Origin of the sequence: Imperialibacter sp. EC-SDR9 (assembly GCF_902498805.1) — a bacterium.
Classification (GTDB): Bacteria; Bacteroidota; Bacteroidia; order Cytophagales; family Cyclobacteriaceae; genus Imperialibacter.
Map to the genome: position 1 here is coordinate 68,089 of NZ_LR701599.1, position 17,344 is coordinate 85,432.

A 17,344-nucleotide genomic window follows, 5' to 3' on the forward strand; every position below is an offset into this window, starting at 1 on the left:
AAAGAATCATGAAAAAGACAATAGCAATATTTACTGTACTTATTCTCTCCCTGAGTTCTTGCAACGATTTTCTGGAACTAGAGCCGGAATACGTTGTCAGCGAGACTGGATTTTATAAAACAGCGAAAGACTTCGACACCGGTTTAATTGGCGCATACTCGGGCCTTCAAGACCTGCATAGCTTGTCGTTGCTGTACATCACAGAGCTGACCACCGACAATGCGGAAATACAATGGAGTTCCCCAACGACGGCAGAATCGGAATGCGACGAGATGAACATGACACTTGCCAACTCGTTTGTGGGAGAAGTTTGGAGCGATAGTTTTACGGCCATTTCAAGGGCCAATACTATACTGTCAAAGCTGGATGGTGTTGACATAAGCGAGGCGTTAAAATCTCAGTATAGAGGAGAGGCTCTTTTTCTCAGGGCCTACAATTACTTCAATTTGGTAAGGCTGTTTGGAGACCTTCCCTTGATCACCGTTTCGTTCAAAAGCCCAAAAGAGATAGCGGATTTTGACATGGGCAGAAAGCCGGCGAGTGAGATCTATAACTTGATTGTATCTGACTTAACTGCTTCGGCAGGTTTTCTGAAAGACGTTTCGGGGCTGAGCAAGTCGAGGGCTTCTGAAGGTGCTGCTTCAACGCTCCTTGGCAAGGTGTACCTTACTATGGGAGAATATCAGTTGGCCGCTTCCGTGCTCGAAGATGTGATGGGCATGGGGTATACGCTTGAGGACGACTACGCCGCTCTGTTCTCGCCAGGGAATGACGAGCTTGGGGAGTCTATTTTCGAAGTGAAATACATGTCGGGCAATGTAGGAGAAGGTAACAGGTTTTCATCTGTGTTTTTCCCCGCCCTTTTCAACCTGGGCATGTTTCCCGGCAATATGCAGGGCAACGGCCGAATTAACCCAACTTCAGATGTAGCCAGTGCTTACGAGACGGGAGATGCCAGAAGACCTGTTTCTATCGCCGATTCTGTGAGACTACTTGACGGTACTTATGGAGATTACCTTGCTGGGTTGAAGTTCGTCGATTTTACTACCGGGATACTTGGGGATGGAGGTGTAAACTACACGTCGCTGCGCTATGCTGATGTACTGTTGATGTATGCTGAGGCACTTAACGAGCTTTCAAGAACTGACGATGCTCACGAGTATCTCAATATGGTGAGAGAAAGAGCTGACCTGGATGCTTTGGCAGGTCTTTCGAAAGCCGACTTTTCTCTGGCTCTGGAGAGAGAGAGAAGAGTTGAGTTCTTTAATGAAGGACATAGATGGTTTGATCTTTTGCGCACAGGCAGGTTACAGACAGTAATGAACGCCCACTTTGCAGCAAAGGGACAAAGTTTTACAGTTGAAAATTATGAGTTGTTGATGCCAATTCCACAAAGAGAATTGGACATTGATGTGAATCTTGCCCAAAATGATGGGTATTAGCAAAGTAGGTAGGTAGGGTGAAGTCGTTCCAAAGACCTATGATGAGCTTAGCTTCCTTTTTGCGTGGCAAAAGTCTCATCATAGCTTTGGTCCGACCCTACAAGCCCTGATAAGCAATTCAAGAGAGCTAGCTTCAGTCAAGCAATCGTAAAATAAATTTCAGAAGATGAGTCGTTTAGTTGTGTTGGCCCTGGTGGGTTATATAATGGTTTCTTGTGGCGGAAGTCACGAGCAATCTCAAATGCTGGCGGATAGCAAAAACCTTGGAGTAAAACGTTTCAATAATATTACCCTGGAGCTATCACTCAAGCCCTTCAAAAAGAATGACAAGCAATATGTTGAAGATGCTTGTAAAGAAATATTTGCTGGCTGGGGCTCATTGGTAAGGCATGCCGACACAGTGTCGCTCATGCTTTGGACCGCCGACGGTTCGGAGATACTTGATTATAGCGGAAGCCTGGATCAGCGGCTCGAGTGGGCCAGATACATCGGCAACCCAAACGCTGAGCACGAAGTCAACTCTGAGCCCGAAAATGAGAATCTTTCAGTTCACCAGCGGGCTTTTACCTATTTGGATGACACACCTGACTTTAACTATGGCGACCTGAAATACATAGTAAGCACGCTGAAGCGTGTGGGTGAAACAATGACCGGTAAACCGGTTCGTGTAGGGGCCACTTTTGATCCCGGGCCTGAATTTGCCAAGTCACCCTTCAAATATGAGAAGCACCCTGAGATATGCATGGGCTCTACCATGGGCTCAAAGACATTTGTGGTCTGCTATTCCACGCTAAATGAAGATAGCGATAGTTATGCCGGATTCCCCAATGGGATCAAGCAGGACACACCTTTTGGCACCTTCTTCGGCAGCCAATCGCAACACTTTTTAACCGATCTGGGCTTCGACTACCTGTGGCTTTCAAACGGCTTCGGCTTTGGTATGGAAACCTGGAGCGCCACGGGAGCCTTATTCGATGGAGAGAAATTCTATCCTGAAAAGTTCAGCGATGTACAGGAAAAGATAGTCAATTTCTGGACACTATTCAGAGAGCAATGCCCGGATTTCCGCATTGAAACAAGGGGCACCAACCTGTCCACAGGCATTGACCTGGCAGCCGATGGTGTCGACCTCAAAAGTATTTACAACGGCGGCTTTAATCTGCTGCCTCCACCAAATTCACCCTGGGCTGCTTTAAACGGCGATTTTGGTTTGGAGCTCGCCGGCTACATGTCACGTATAGCTGAGCTTCCCGACGACCGCTACCTGTTCAGGTACTACACTCACGACCCATGGTGGGTGAACAGCCCCTGGCTGGATCGCTATGGCAGAGAAGCGCACGATATTTACCTGCCGATGTCAATTTCCACTATCAACAGCAAGGGTGAGGCCATGCTGCCAACCCATCTTAATTTCCTGACCATTGACGACTCGTATGGCAATATGCCTGTGCAGGTACCGGATGAGGTGACCCCGCACATTCTACAGGCCAGAAGAAACGCTCCCGATCAGGCGGGGCCCGTGGTTTGGGTGTATCCTTTTGACGAATACCATGAATGGGCCTCTGTGCAGCCCGAAAGGTTGCCAGAGATCTACTATGGTGATTGGTTTATTCGCCAGGCTATCAATGAAGGCTTTCCTATGAACACGGTTGTGTCTACCGGAAACTTCAGCCAGATCAGAAAAGATGGAAAACCAACTTTTGATGAATCCGTGCTGGTGACAATTGTCCCCGACGCAGGCAGTGAATTGGAGCAACAGTTAATGGCCTTTGTGAAAGCAGGGGGGCAGATGATGATTTACGGCCCGGTGGGAAATGGAAGCAAGGAATTCCTCGACTTTATGAATATAAAGACTGAAGAGCCACTTTCAGGTGAATTTGCGGTGCAAATGGCTATCAACGGAGATAAAATAGAAGCTAAGTCGCCTATGGTAATGCAACATCCTGCTGATCTGTCTGGCGGAGGGATAGAAACGATGGTCGCTGCCAAGGATAATTCTACAAAGGTACTGGCACAGGTAGTTCAGAATGGACAAAAGCGTGACGCTGTGGTATACAGGCAAAACCCGGATTGGAAGGGAGGAGCAATCTGCTATGTCCGTGGCACCAATTCTGTGTCATACAAAGGCGGTCACTTGTTGACTCCGGATGATTCGGAGAAATGGTTTTCAGGGCCCTCTTTGATGCGATTTGGTCTGGGTAAATTGGGTTACTCAATCGCCTACGACAAAAGTAGCGGAGGCATAAAGGACCCTATCAACTGCATTTCAAGGCACAACAATTCCTTCTTCTTCTCGGGCTACCTCCCTAATCTGACGGTGGAACAAGCATTCAAGTTTCCTCAAGGTGCCCCCATCATCATTGGTTGGGAAACAGAACTGAAAAATGGAGCATCTACCTATAGGTTTCCAAAGTCATTTTTCGAAGAGAGCAGATTCTTCGTGGAGCAGGAAGATGGCGTGATTTCGTGCTTTGACATTCCCCTGGCGACGAAAGGCACTAAGCGTCGAATTCAATTGACTGGTTTGAAAAATGCGAAGGTTCGGTTTTATCCGCCCACAGGGGTTGAAGGCGAATCGGTGAAAGTGGTTTTGAACTCCAGTTACCCATTTGGTAAAGGAGAGTTGGAAGGGCAGAGCGAAGAAAAGCTTGGTGGAGATTACTATCTGTATGAAAATGTAACTGGTCAAATGGTTGTGTCATGGTAAAAAACAATTTATACAAATATTACTTAGCGCTACTGGAAACAATAGCTGGCCTGCTTGTAGCCGTTGGGCTGTTACTGCTTTTCACTTTCGCAGTGAGTGGTTGTACTCAAACGAGAAAAAGGGATGAAGCTGCTAAGCGCCCGAGCGTTATTGTTATTCTCACTGATCAGCACAACCCGAATGCGATAAGTGCCCATGGCAATAAGTACTTGAGCACACCAAATCTCGACTACCTGGTCAACAATGGAATAAGTTTCTCGAATTCATATTGCACAACGCCTGTTTGTGGCCCGTCCCGCAGCAGTCTTATCACCGGTTTGATGCCTCATAACACCGGCGTCGATTACAACGGTGATTCAATGAAGGACGGAGTCAAAAACCTGGGTGAAATCCTTAGCACCGAAGGATACGAAACGGTGTGGGCAGGCAAATGGCATATCCCCGGCTCTTATCCTCAACGGAAAGATATCGACACGCTGGCGGGGTTCAAGGTTATCGACTTTTATGAAAATGATAAGCCCTGGGATTTGGGTGCCGATACCGACGGGCCTTTGGCGGACGCTACGGCAGAATATATCCAGCAATACAACGGAGAGAAACCATTGCTGATGTACGTGCAGTTTCACAATCCCCACGACATCTGCCATTTTCCAAGGAAGCCGGAGAACTACCCCAATGTTGGGCCGGATGTAGAACTCCCACCGCTGCCTGCTAATCATGAGATCGATCCGAATGAGCCTGAAATGATAGCGAACAGCAGATTCCGTGACCACTACGGCGACGAACTCTTGCTTTCGCAAGACAATGACGAAACCCGCTGGAGAAACTACCTGTGGTACTATTATCGCAACACCGAAATGGTGGATACCGAAATAGGAAAGGTGCTTGATGCACTGAGAGCCAAGGGAATGGATGAAAACACCATCATTGTCGTCAGCAGCGATCACGGCGATGGCATGACGGAGAAGAAATGGGCAGCTAAGTTGTCGTTGTACGACGGGCCTGCCAAAGTGCCGTTTGTGGTGTACTACAAAGACAAAGTGAAGGCAACTGGTGTTGACAATCAGCTGGTAGTGTCAGGTGCCGATGTGGTGCCAACCATTCTCGACTATATCGGTGTAACCAGCAATATAGCATTCGATGGAGTCAGCCGCAGACCCTATATAGATTCAAATAAATATGACTCTGCCGACTTTGTAGTGACAGAGCTGGCTGTCGATCCATTTGATAAATCACTCACCGGCCGAATGATCCGCAACGGCCGCTATAAATACAATTATTATTCGAAGGGAGAGCGAAATGAGGAGCTCTTTGATATGGTAAGCGATCCGCTGGAAATGAATAATCTGGCAGGGGATGAGGAGTATTTGGCTGTGAAGGCGCAATTGAAGGGCCAGCTAAGGGAGAGACTAGCGGAAACAAAAGATCCCTTTCAGCTATGATCCGGTAGCAATGGATAATGGCGTCTTTTAAAGAGTAAACTACTAGCTCCTGATCGTGAGCCTTTCGTTGGTAGCCAGTACTAATTCAACCGCCGGCGGAAGTGGGACCAAAAGTGCGCTGGTGGTTGAATGGACATACAGATACAGTTTGTCTTTAAAGAAATCACGGCTTCCTAAACAGAGTCGGTTTGAATTATACACATACACTACTATGAAAACACGCTTTTCGACATTTATTGCCCTCGGATTATTCGTTTACCTGCAATGCAATTTTGCCGTTGGGCAAAGTGCATCTGCTTATGAGCAGGTCAAGTCATCGTTTCAATCTCCACCGCAAGGCGCCCGACCCAAGGTTTACTGGTGGTGGCTCAACGGAAACGTGGACAGCGTTAGGGTGAAAGAAGAAATAGCTGCCATGGACAGGGCTGGGCTTTCTGGTTTCGATCTCTTTGAAACGGGTGTACCTCCGGTAGACACAATGGTTGAAGCAGGCCCGGCATTTCTAAGCAAGGAGTCCCTCAAGGTTATCAAGGTGGCGTTGGATGAAGCTAAGAAAAGGAATATGGACGTGGGCTTTAACATGGCCAGCAGCTGGAATGCTGGTGGCACGTGGGTAACTCCCGAAAATTCCGCTAAGTCCATTTATGATTCGAGAATAGAGGTAAAGGGCAAGTTGGGGGGCAATATAAAGCTCCCGTTCCCTCAGATTTCAAAAATCGATGCAGCTGGAAAAACGAGGGTAATCCAGTACCAGCGAAATGGGAAGCCAGTGTTTTACCAGGAAGTGGCCGTAGTGGCGATACCGTTGAAAAATGGAAAGCCTGACTGGGATCCGGCAAAGATCGTTGATGTCTCCAGCCAGTTTGATCCGGAAAGTGAAAAATTGAACTGGACACTGACAGGCGACTGGGAGGTGCACCGCTACATCTGCTCCAACTCAGGCGAGCAGTTGAAGCGACCAAGTAAGTACTCCTCCGGTCCTATTATCGACCATTTCGACGCACAGGCCACCGAAGCGCATTTTCTTCATATTATCAATGTGCTGACAGGGGAAATGGGCGACTTGAGGAACACTGCCCTGAAAAGTCTCTACCTGGCTAGCTATGAGGCCACCGGCTTTACATGGACGACCACGTTGCCAGATGTTTTCAAGACACTCACCGGCTACGAAATAAATACATTCCTGCCCGTGCTCCTTAATCAGTCGTCCTTCGGGAAAGGAGTCGTTGAAAAGTTTATGAAAGATTATCAACGGACATTGTCGGAGTTGATGATCACCAATTTTTATAAGAAAGCGAGGGAAGTAGCCAACGCACATGGTCTGAAAATCAACTCTGAAGCAGGAGGGCCTGGTATGCCAATGCATAATGTTCCCGCTGAGCCTCTCAAGGCGCTCGGTGCACTCGACCTTCCCCGTGGTGAATTTTGGATCAACTACAATGCTTACAATGACCAGGGAGTAGATTTTCTGCGGGTCGTGAAGGAAGTGTCCTCCGCTTCCCATATCTACGGCAGGGGCATCGTGGAAGAGGAAGCCTTCACCTCATCTTTGAACTGGCAGGAGGGGCCGTTCGATATGAAGCCAACCGGCGACCGGGCTTTCTGCGAGGGCATGAACAGGGTGGTGATTCACGGGTTTAGCCACAACCCTTCAGGCATCGGTTATCCAGGCATCGTTTATCATGCAGGCACACATTTCAACGATAAAAGGATATGGCACCCGAAAATACGGCCTTTCACTGACTATCTGGCCAGGGTTTCTGCGGTGTTCCAGCAGACGGATTTTGTAGCCGATGTGCTTTACTACTACGGAGATGCGGTACCGAACTATGCAGGGCCAAAAAATGGCCGCTTCATGGCTGGTCTGGGCTACGACTATGATGTCATCAATACTGAGATTCTTTTACAGCTGAAAGTGAAGGGTGGAAAGCTTGTATTGCCTACGGGTGGTCAGTACAACCTATTGGCGCTGGAGGATGAAGGAGACATTAACCCCGCAGTGTTGCTGAAAATAGACGAGCTGGTGAGTGCTGGAGCTACTATCACCGGAGCCAAACCGAAAAAAGTATCGGACAGGCCAGGCGGAACACCAGCCATGGCTGCTATGATTGATAAAGTTTGGAATCAAAATTCAAAGGCGAAAGTAGTGGCCGGAAAGCAGCCATCCGAAGTGTTGCAGGCCAACAACATTGGCCCTGATATCAACTATTCGGATATAGCGCTCAATACGCTCGACTACATTCACTACAACAAGAATGGCCTGGACTTTTACTTCGTGAGAAACACCACTGATGAATGGGTGTCAAGGGAGATCGGCTTCAGGCAGCAGGCCAGGGTGCCGGAGATATGGGATCCTATCAACGGTTCAATTTCCTCGGCAACCATCTACAATCAGAGCGGGCAATATATTCAACTGCCAGTTTCGCTTCCACCCATGGGATCAACTTTTGTGGTCTTTAAGCCGGGAAAACCAGATCAGAAGTTCTCAAAAATAGCAGGGAGTCAACAGCATCCACCCATGCTCAACTACACGCCCGAAGGAGTGTTTGTGATGGAAACGGGTGCCTTTGAAGTAAAAAAGCAAGACCAGTCTTCATCTCTTGTTAATAATGTACATGTTAAAAACTTAACCGGAGCCTGGGAAGTATTCTTTTCTCCGGAATGGGGTGGGCCTGAAAGGAGGCTGTTCCCGGAGCTGAGCTCCTGGACAGACTCTGAGGAAGAGAGCATAAAATACTATTCGGGGATGGCCAGGTACAAAAAGCCATTCTATCATGACGTTAATGCAACGCTCATGAAAGACCAGCGGGTGTTTCTCGACCTTGGCGACCTTTCAAAAGTAGGTGAAGTGTGGCTCAACGGAGAACCGCTGGGAATCACCTGGGTAAAGCCCTACCGGTTCGATATTACCGACAAACTTAAAGCAGGCAACAACCTCGTGGAGGTAGAAATTGCCAACGTTTGGGCCAATCGCATCATAGGAGATGCCCGGACGGAGGGAAAGGACTACACTTATTCCAACGTGCTAACAACGACAGTAGTAGGGTTTGGCAGGCAGCGATTTTCCTGGGAAGAAGCCCCGTTGGTAGAATCAGGCTTGCTGGGGCCCGTGCGATTGATTACTGTGAGTCCGCTATAACAGGTAAAAAATGAAGCAGTTGATTGAAATACTTACCCGATTCAGGAATCTAACATACGCTATATCATGAAGACACTCTTTTCTCTACTTATTGCTGTTGGAGCTTTGATTTGCCTTTCTTTCGATCAGGCCATTGCCCAAAACGCACCATCTTATGACCAACTAAAGGAAGGGTTCAAGTCGCCGCCTCCCGGGGCCAGGCCAAAAGTGTACTTCTGGTGGCTAAATGGCAATGTCGACACCGTTCGGGTCAAGGAAGAAATTGCAGCGATGGACCGGGGAGGCATTTCTGGCTTCGATATTTTTGAGATTGGCGTTCGTCAAACTGACGACATGGTGGCACCCGGCCCGGCTTTTTTGAGCGACGAGTCACTCAAGTCAATACGAGTAGCCTTGCTGGAGGCCAAAAAACGCAATATGGATGTTGGTCTGAATTTGGCCAGCAGCTGGAATGCGGGCGGCGCCTGGACTACACCGGAGAATTCGGCTAAGTCGATATATTTTTCAAGCCTTGATGTAAAAGGGAAGTCGGGTGGAACTGTAAAACTCCCGTTCCCTGAGGTACCTGCAAAAGATGCGAGAGGCAGGGCAAAAGCCATTGAATTTCAGAAGAACGGCAGACCTGTTTTTTACACCGAGGTGGCTATAGTGGGTATTCCGATGGAAAATGGACAGCCCGTTTGGGATCCGGCAAAGTTCGTTGATTTGACGTCAAAGTTTGATGCCAAAAGTGACAAGCTGACCTGGGATTTGTCGGGTGACTGGCTGGTGCACCGCTACATCTGCTCCAATTCTGGCGAGCAATTGAAGCTGCCCAGCAAGAATTCTGTTGGCCCTATCATCGACCACTTTGATGCACAGGCCACCGAAGCCCATTTCATGTACATCATTGGCCGCATTCAGGAAGCTATGGGCAATGACCTGACCAAGACAGCCCTGAAAAGCCTTTACCTGGCGAGCTACGAAGCGACAGGCTTTGTTTGGACAACCACACTGCCGGAGGTTTTCAAGGAACTCAACGGATATGAGATCAATAAATACCTGCCGGTACTTTTCAATGAGGAAAACTTCAGCGAAGAGGTGGTGAGCAAGTTCAAAAAGGATCGCCAGCGCACTTTGTCAGAATTAATGATCACCAATTTTTATAAAAAGGCGAAAGAGATATCAAACAAGTATGGATTGAAGATCAATTCTGAATCGGGTGGCCCGGGCTTGCCTTTGCACAACGTGCCGGTTGAACCACTTAAATCGCTGGGAGCTTTGGACTTGCCGAGAGGGGAGTATTGGATTCATCACGACCGGTTCAATGAGCAGGGAATTGATATTTTGAGAATGGTGAAAGAAGTTTCGGCCGCATCGCACATTTATGGGCGGGGTATTGTGGAAGAAGAGGCTTTTACCTCCTTCAAACACTGGCAGGAAGGGCCGTTCGATATGAAGCCCTCCGGCGACAGGGCTTTTGCAGAAGGAATGAACAGGGTTGTGGTGCACGGCTTTAGCCATAACCCGGCGGGCTACGGTTACCCGGGCATTGTGTATCATGCAGGCACGCACTTCAACGATAGAAGGGTGTGGTTCTCCAAAGTCAGGCCTTTCAACGACTACCTTGGCCGCATTTCATTTGTGTTGCAGCAGACCGACTTCTTTGCAGACGTGCTGTACTACTATGGCGACGCTATCCCCAATTATGCAGGGCACAAAAACAGCCGTTTTATGGTTGCCCCTGGCTATGACTATGAGCTCACCAACACCGAAATACTATTACAGGCATCGGTCAAAAATGGAAAAGTGGTGCTGCCAACCGGTGCTGCGTTTAGTGTGTTGGCACTGGAGGACGAGGGAGAGATCAATCCCCAGGTACTACAAAAGATTGACGAGCTGGTTCGTGCCGGAGCCAGGGTGACTGGTGCTAAGCCTAAGAAAGTATCCGACATTCCTGGCCGCACTGAGGCGATGAATGCTACCCTTAATAAACTTTGGGGTGCCGGGAGTCAAAGAGTACTCAACCAGCAGCCAGTGACCGTGCTGGAGACGCTTGGTTTAGGGCCAGACATAGATTATGTGGACAGAACGGCTAACACGCTCGACTATATTCACTATAACAAAGCGGGGCTGGATTTCTACTTTGTAAGAAATACCACCGATCAATGGGTGTCGAGAGAGATAGGGTTCAGACAGCAGGGCAAAGTGCCCGAGATTTGGGATCCGGTATCTGGCTCGGTGTTGCCCGTTACCATTTATCGGCAAGATGGGAGCTACATCAAGCTGCCATTGTCGTTGGCGCCCTACGGTTCAGCGTTCATCACCTTCAAACAAGGAAAAAGCACGGCCAAATTTGACCAATTGAATAGCCGGGGACTTTTCCCTCCCTTACTGGATTACACAGCCAACGGTATTTTGCTGATGGAGGATGGCTTATTCGAGGCTACCAAAGCAGGGCAGTCTACCCCGGTAACAAATATCACGAAGCATCAACCGATCAGCGGGGCCTGGGAAGTGTTTTTCTCACAGGAATGGGGAGGTCCTGAGCGGATAATATATCCCGAATTAGTCTCGTGGACTGAATCCGACATCGAAGGTGTCAAATACTATTCTGGCAATGCAAAATATAAGAAGACCTTTCAGTACGACATCAACGCATCATCTATGAAAAACCAACGAGTGTTGCTTGATCTGGGCGACCTGTCAAAAATAGGGGAGGTATGGTTGAATGGTACATCACTCGGCATTGCGTGGACAAAGCCTTACAGGTTCGATGTAACTGATCTTTTGAAACCAGCCGACAATGTGCTGGAGATAGAAATTGCCAACACCTGGTCGAACAGGATCACTGGGGATGCGCAGACCGAAGGCAAGGACTACACCTTCACAAATGTTGAAATTACCGACGTATATGGCCTAAACAAGATCAAAACTCCATGGGTGGATGTGCCACTAATCAAGTCGGGCTTGCTGGGCCCTGTCCAATTGATCACTGTCAGTCCGAAAGAGTAACCACTTACCAAAAGTAAACCATCATGAAAAATATAGTACATATTATCACGGCCTCGCTACTTGTGGGGTTGCTGGGGCTCTTTGCGTGTGAAACGCCAAAAACTGATGACGGGCTCACGGAATTAAGAGAGGGTTTTCAGAATCCGCCAGTCAAAGCCAGGGCCAAAGTGTACTGGTGGTGGCTCAATGGCTATGTTGACTCGGTAAGGCTAAAAACCGAACTGAGAGCCATCAAAGACGCTGGCCTTGGTGGTGTGGATATTTTTGAGATTGGCTTGCGGCGTGCCAGCGACGAAAAGGGGATCATACCTGCCGGGCCTCCGTTTATGGGAGAAGAATCACTTCATTTGATAAAAATGGCCCTTGATGAAGCGAAGAAGCTTGATTTGGAAGTGGGGCTCGGAGTAGCCAGTAGCTGGAATGCAGGAGGAACCTGGGTGGAACCAAAACATGCTTCGAAAACACTTTATGCATCCAAAATATTATTGAAGGGTGGAAAAGAAGTGAAAATGAAACTTCCCTTCCCGGAAATAACCCCTGATAGAAACGGGAAGCCTAGGAAGATTGACTACCTGTCTGGCGGAAGACCAGTGTACAGTGAGGAAATCGCAGTGGTAGCTGTTCCAAAAGGGGCAAAAAACCTTGGTGACACCTCTCGCATTTTTGATTTATCAGCCCAATTTGATGCTGCCACGGAACTCCTTTCGTGGGATGCCCCTGAGGGAGAGTGGGATATCTACCGATACATTTGTTCCAATTCAGGCGAACGGTTGATTGTGCCGTCTCCCAATTCTGATGGCCCCATTATCGATCATTTCGACTCAGCCGCTACCCGCATGCACATGATGTATTTCATCAACAAACTGAAGCCTCTCGTGGGAGATTTTAAGCAAAGTGCACTCAAAAACCTCTACCTGGCCAGCTACGAAGCGAAAGAGTTTGCCTGGACGCCGACATTGCCCGAGATGTTTAAGAAGCTGCATGGGTATGAGATCAATAAGTTTATTCCTGCTATTTACGACGAGCAGCTATACGAGGAGAAGGTAAATGATGACTTTCAATTCGACTTCAGAAAGACATTTTCGGAACTAATGATTCAAAATCATTACGCCAAATCAAAAGAGATTTGTAATGCCCACGGACTTGAGATCATATCAGAGTCGGGTGGCCCTGGCCACATGCACCACATTCCGGTGGAAACACTGAAGGCGCTGGGGGCATTGGACGTGCCCCGTGGCGAGTTCTGGTACAACCGGGAGTATTACAAAGAAGACAGCGTGGTAGATTATATCTGGCTGGTCAAAGAAATTGCAGCTGCCTCTCACATCTATCAGCGAAATATTGTTGAGGAAGAAGCTTTTACCAGCTATTGGGACTGGCAGGAGAGCCCGAAGGACTTGAAAGTTATAGCGGATCGGGCGTTTTGTGAAGGCATGAACCGACTGGTGATCCATGGGTTTACTCACAATCCATCTGAGTTTGGTCGCCCCGGCATTGTTTATCTGGCGGGCACTCACTATAACGACAAACGGGTTTGGTGGCCCATGGCCAAAGCCTTTAATGATTATCTGGCTCGAAACTCTTACATTTTGCAGCAAGCCAAATTTGTAGCCGATGTCTTGTATTACTATGGCGACGACGTGCCCAACCTGGTGCCACCCAAGAATACAAGGTTTACAGCAGGGCTTGGCTACGACTATGAAGTAATCAATACCGATAAGCTGAGCGAATTGATTGTTGAAAATGGTGAATTTGTACTGCCGGGCGTTGGCAGATACAAAGTACTGGCACTTGGCAATAATACGGAAATGAGCCCTGCTGCGCTGACCAAAATGAGAGATTTGGCTGCTTCGAGAGCGGTGATCGTGGGAGGAAAGCCCACCCGGGCCAATGGTTTGGCTCGTCAGCCTGAGGCAACTCAACAAATTGTGAGTGGATCAGGCGATTTGTGGACGGGCGGAACGGAGAGTGGCAAGATAAGGTCAAGTCAATCGCCGGAGGAAGCCCTTAGAGGATTAGGGTTAGTGCCGGATTTCAGCTATCCCGATCAGGCCAGTGGAAAGCTGGATTTCATCCACTACGCCAAAGGCGATGCAGATTTTTACCTCATCCGCAATACGACAGATAGCTGGGTGTCGGAAAGCCTGACTTTTCGCCAGAAGAACAAGGCGCCTGAGTTATGGGATCCTAAAACAGGAGAAATGATGCCTATTCCGATTTTCGAAGAGAAAGGCAACACAACACTGTTGCCACTGTCGATTGCGCCATATGGGAGCTGCTTCGTGGTGTTCACCAACCAGCCGGCGAAACCTAAAGGAAGCATCGAAAATACCGACATTGTGTATACGCCGCATGGTTTCTACTCAAGGTCGGCAGGTGGGCAGGCAAAGGCGACAACCATCGAAGGAGAATGGAACGTTTCCTTCAGCGAGGAGTGGGGAGCACCCGCTACAGCTGTTTTCCCCGATCTTACTTCTTGGACGCAATCAGAGGTTGATGGCATTAGGTACTACTCCGGAATCGGTACGTATGATAAGACGTTCGAGTTTGCAGGATCAGGTGGTGAGGCGAACCGAGTGTACCTTGACCTGGGTGACCTTGCCGAAATGGCGGAGGTAACACTGAATGATCAGCCAGCAGGCATTGTGTGGACGAAGCCTTATCGGCTTGATGTTACTGACATGATCAAAGAGGGGGCGAATACGCTAAGTGTACGGGTGGCAAATACCTGGTCCAACAGATTAACAGGTGATGCCATCACCGGGGAACAGTTTACGAATACGAATATCACCAATGCCAACAAAAACCTGACGCCGTGGAAGGATGTGCCGCTGAAAAAGTCTGGTTTACTCGGCCCTGTTCAGGTAGTTACCATTGGTCTTTCAAAATGAAAGTATGAATGAATGCCATCGCCATGGGATCATAGTAGCGGTTTGCCTTGCTGCTTGCATGGTTTTAGCAGGCCAGGCAATGGCTCAGCTGAGTTGTGCTCAGCTGTTATCTGACAATATGGTGTTGCAAAGAGGTGTTGAAATGACTATTTGGGGCACTTCCGCCGCTGGCGAAAAGATCAGTGTAAAACTGGATGGCTCGATGTCGTCTGCATTCGCCGACGAAAATGGGAAATGGCAGGTAAAGTTACCTGCTCATGAGGCTGGTGGGCCCTATCAACTGGAAGTGGAAGGGTTGGATGAAAAACTGGCGTTTACCAATGTGCTTGTCGGCGATGTCTGGTTTGCTTCAGGTCAGTCGAATATGGAGCATCCTATGGCTGGCTGGCAGTGGATTCCACGTTCGGAAGTAAAAGATTACGAGAAAGAGATAGCAGACATCAACTATCCCAATGTCCGCCTCTTTAACGTGCCAAAAATGCCCATGCCCGTAGCAGCAGCCGACTTTGAAGCATCAGCCTGGGCCGTGCCAACGGTAGAATCAGTAGCCCGCTTTTCTTCCACGGCATGGTTTTTTGCTAAAAAGCTGAATAAGGAGTTAAATATTCCCATTGGTGTTATCCATAGTTCATGGGGAGGCACACCTATCAGGTCGTGGATGAGCCCGGAGTCAATGGTAATATTTAAGGACTCCATTGACATACCTCCAGTGGCGACCGCTTTTGATAGAGACGAGTGGATGGGAAAAGTGACGGAGTCTATGACGAACAATCTGGCCAGAAGGATGGCGATTAGCTTTCCCAGGGCCGGTGAAGTCGAAGCGTATGCCAGCGTGGGTTACGATGCAAGCTCCTGGAGCTCCATCAACCCGTTGGACACTGACATTGTATTCGGAAATGTAGTTTGGTTGAGGAAAGGGATTCAAGTTCCTGAAAAGTTGGTTGGACATCCATTGAGACTCTCTTTGGGGTTTTTAGGCAGGGAAAGCCGTATTTTTCTCAATGGAGTGGAACTTGACCTTTTTTCGTACCCTCAACCAGTTTTGGTCGATATACCAGCGGATTTGGTCAACGCTGGCGAAAATGTATTGACAGTTCGTCTTGCCCAACCTTTCGGTACGCCGAAGTTTTTTGGTGAGGAAAGGAGCTTCTTTATTGAGAATAGCAACCGCTCGTTTTCCATCAACCTTGCCAGGAAATGGCTTTTGAAGAATGATTTTGATGATGACTTTGGGCCAGTTAAAAACTTTCACAATTCTCCTTCTAGTCTGTTCAACGGCATGGTGGCACCAGCTACGCCGTATGGGATAAAGGGATTTATTTGGTATCAGGGCGAATCAAATGCCAGTCGGCCAGAGTTGTATGCGCAGATGTTCCCCGAATTGATTCGCAATTGGAGAACACACTGGGGTCTTGGCGACCTCCCGTTCTTGTTCGTACAGCTAAGTAACCTCGAGTTGACCCATGAGTTTCATAAAACGAATAGCTCCTGGTCGAACCTCAGGGCCGCACAGCAAAGCACGCTTGCACTGCCTAACACAGGGATGGTTGTTTCGCTCGACATAGGAAATCCATATAATATCCATCCGGCCAACAAACAGGATTTTGGCTACAGACTTGCTCTACAGGCGTTAGATATTGCTTACGATAAACAGGCAGTAGCCAATGGCCCCTCGTATAAATCCTATTCGGTAAACGGAAACACCGTGATACTTCAATTTAATGGAGCCGTTGAACTGAAGAAAAATATGGTTGGCCTTGGGGCGAGTTTTGAAGTAGCAGGTGAAGACGGAAAGTTTGTGAAAGTGATGGGTAAAGTGAAAGGGAGCAATCTGCACATTTCATCAAGCGAGGTCATCCAACCGAAGGCAATCCGATTCGACTGGAGCAACAACCCGGAGTATTATATTATTAATAAGGCCGGACTTCCTGCTTCTCCGTTTGTGCTTGAGTTGAATAAGTAAGCGCTCTAAACCCAGGCTGTCAGGTGGTAATGATTGGACGGGAAGACTACAAAAGGTTGGAGTAAATGCTGCTGCTAGCTACTAATGGAGACTTCTAAGAGTGTCTGACGCTTCTGCATTTTACTAAACTTTTGTAGTCTGAAAGGAGTCGTGCCACCAGCTACTGTTGTGGGCACGACTTTTTTATTGATCAATTTATCAGCATCATATAAGCCCCCGCCGGATCCTGAATAAGGCAATAGGAAGTCTCCTCTCCATATTTTCGTTTTTCACCTATGACTTTGCCGCCGAGCTCCTCACATTTCGCCAGGCTGGCATCCAGGTCTTCTACTTTCACATAAATCAGCCAGTAGGGAGGTAGATAGGCATTGCCACCTACCTTGTTGCAGACACCGCCGAGGAAATTCCCTTCCTTATCTTTCATCACATAGTCGTTGTAGCCGCCCATGTCCAGGCCCTGCTTTTCCCAACCAACCACTTCTTTGTAGAATTCGCTAACACCTTCGTGGTCTTCCACAGTCAGGTCAAAGTGCACGATATGTCCGATTTTTTGCTCTTGCATGATTGTTTCTATTAACCTGAGTTCGATTTTAAAAAGCGGCTAATTGGCTTGTTTTGACGGGTTGATATTTGATTGCGGGCTTTTTGGGGAAGAAGGAGTAGGCAATCAATCCTGAAATAAGGTTGGTGATGAAGTTTTCGAAAGACCTATGTCTGGAATGTTCGACTTGACAGATGTTCTTGAGTTCATCGTTTACAGTTTCTA

At 48.2% G+C, this 17,344-nt stretch carries 9 protein-coding genes; 7 read left to right on the top strand and 2 right to left on the bottom strand.

What is annotated here, in order from left to right; translation table 11 throughout:
- Positions 1-8 precede the first annotated feature (8 nt).
- The 7 genes from GC130_RS20855 (at position 9) to GC130_RS20885 (ending at position 16,578) form a co-directional block, all read left to right on the top strand.
- Complete coding sequence (locus tag GC130_RS20855) at positions 9-1,442, top strand: RagB/SusD family nutrient uptake outer membrane protein (RefSeq protein WP_152000295.1); 1,434 nt, start codon at positions 9-11, stop codon at positions 1,440-1,442.
- Between the two features lie 166 nt (positions 1,443-1,608).
- Positions 1,609-4,149: a hypothetical protein gene (locus GC130_RS20860; RefSeq protein WP_152000296.1), complete on the top strand. Its 2,541-nt coding sequence runs from the start codon at positions 1,609-1,611 to the stop codon at positions 4,147-4,149.
- On the top strand, positions 4,143-5,591 hold the full coding sequence (locus tag GC130_RS20865) for a sulfatase (RefSeq protein WP_152000297.1): 1,449 nt from the start codon (positions 4,143-4,145) through the stop codon (positions 5,589-5,591). The genes GC130_RS20860 and GC130_RS20865 overlap by 7 nt, the downstream gene beginning before the upstream one ends.
- Positions 5,592-5,802: 211 nt before the next feature.
- Positions 5,803-8,730, top strand: a complete 2,928-nt coding sequence (locus tag GC130_RS20870) for a glycosyl hydrolase (protein ID WP_152000298.1) — start codon at positions 5,803-5,805, stop codon at positions 8,728-8,730.
- Between the two features lie 66 nt (positions 8,731-8,796).
- Entirely contained in the window at positions 8,797-11,724 is a 2,928-nt protein-coding gene (locus GC130_RS20875) for a glycosyl hydrolase (protein WP_152000299.1), read from the top strand.
- Between the two features lie 23 nt (positions 11,725-11,747).
- On the top strand, positions 11,748-14,615 hold the full coding sequence (locus GC130_RS20880; RefSeq protein ID WP_152000300.1) for a glycosyl hydrolase: 2,868 nt from the start codon (positions 11,748-11,750) through the stop codon (positions 14,613-14,615).
- A 4-nt stretch (positions 14,616-14,619) separates the two neighbouring features.
- Complete coding sequence (locus tag GC130_RS20885) at positions 14,620-16,578, top strand: sialate O-acetylesterase (protein ID WP_152000301.1); 1,959 nt, start codon at positions 14,620-14,622, stop codon at positions 16,576-16,578.
- Positions 16,579-16,768: 190 nt separating this feature from the next.
- Here the strand turns inward: GC130_RS20885 and GC130_RS20890 are convergent, their stop codons facing one another.
- Both GC130_RS20890 and GC130_RS20895 read right to left on the bottom strand, forming a co-directional pair.
- Positions 16,769-17,140, bottom strand: a complete 372-nt coding sequence (locus tag GC130_RS20890; RefSeq protein WP_152000302.1) for a VOC family protein — start codon at positions 17,138-17,140, stop codon at positions 16,769-16,771.
- Between the two features lie 28 nt (positions 17,141-17,168).
- On the bottom strand, positions 17,169-17,344 hold a 176-nt coding region (locus tag GC130_RS20895; protein ID WP_304599205.1), incomplete at its 5' end, for a transposase.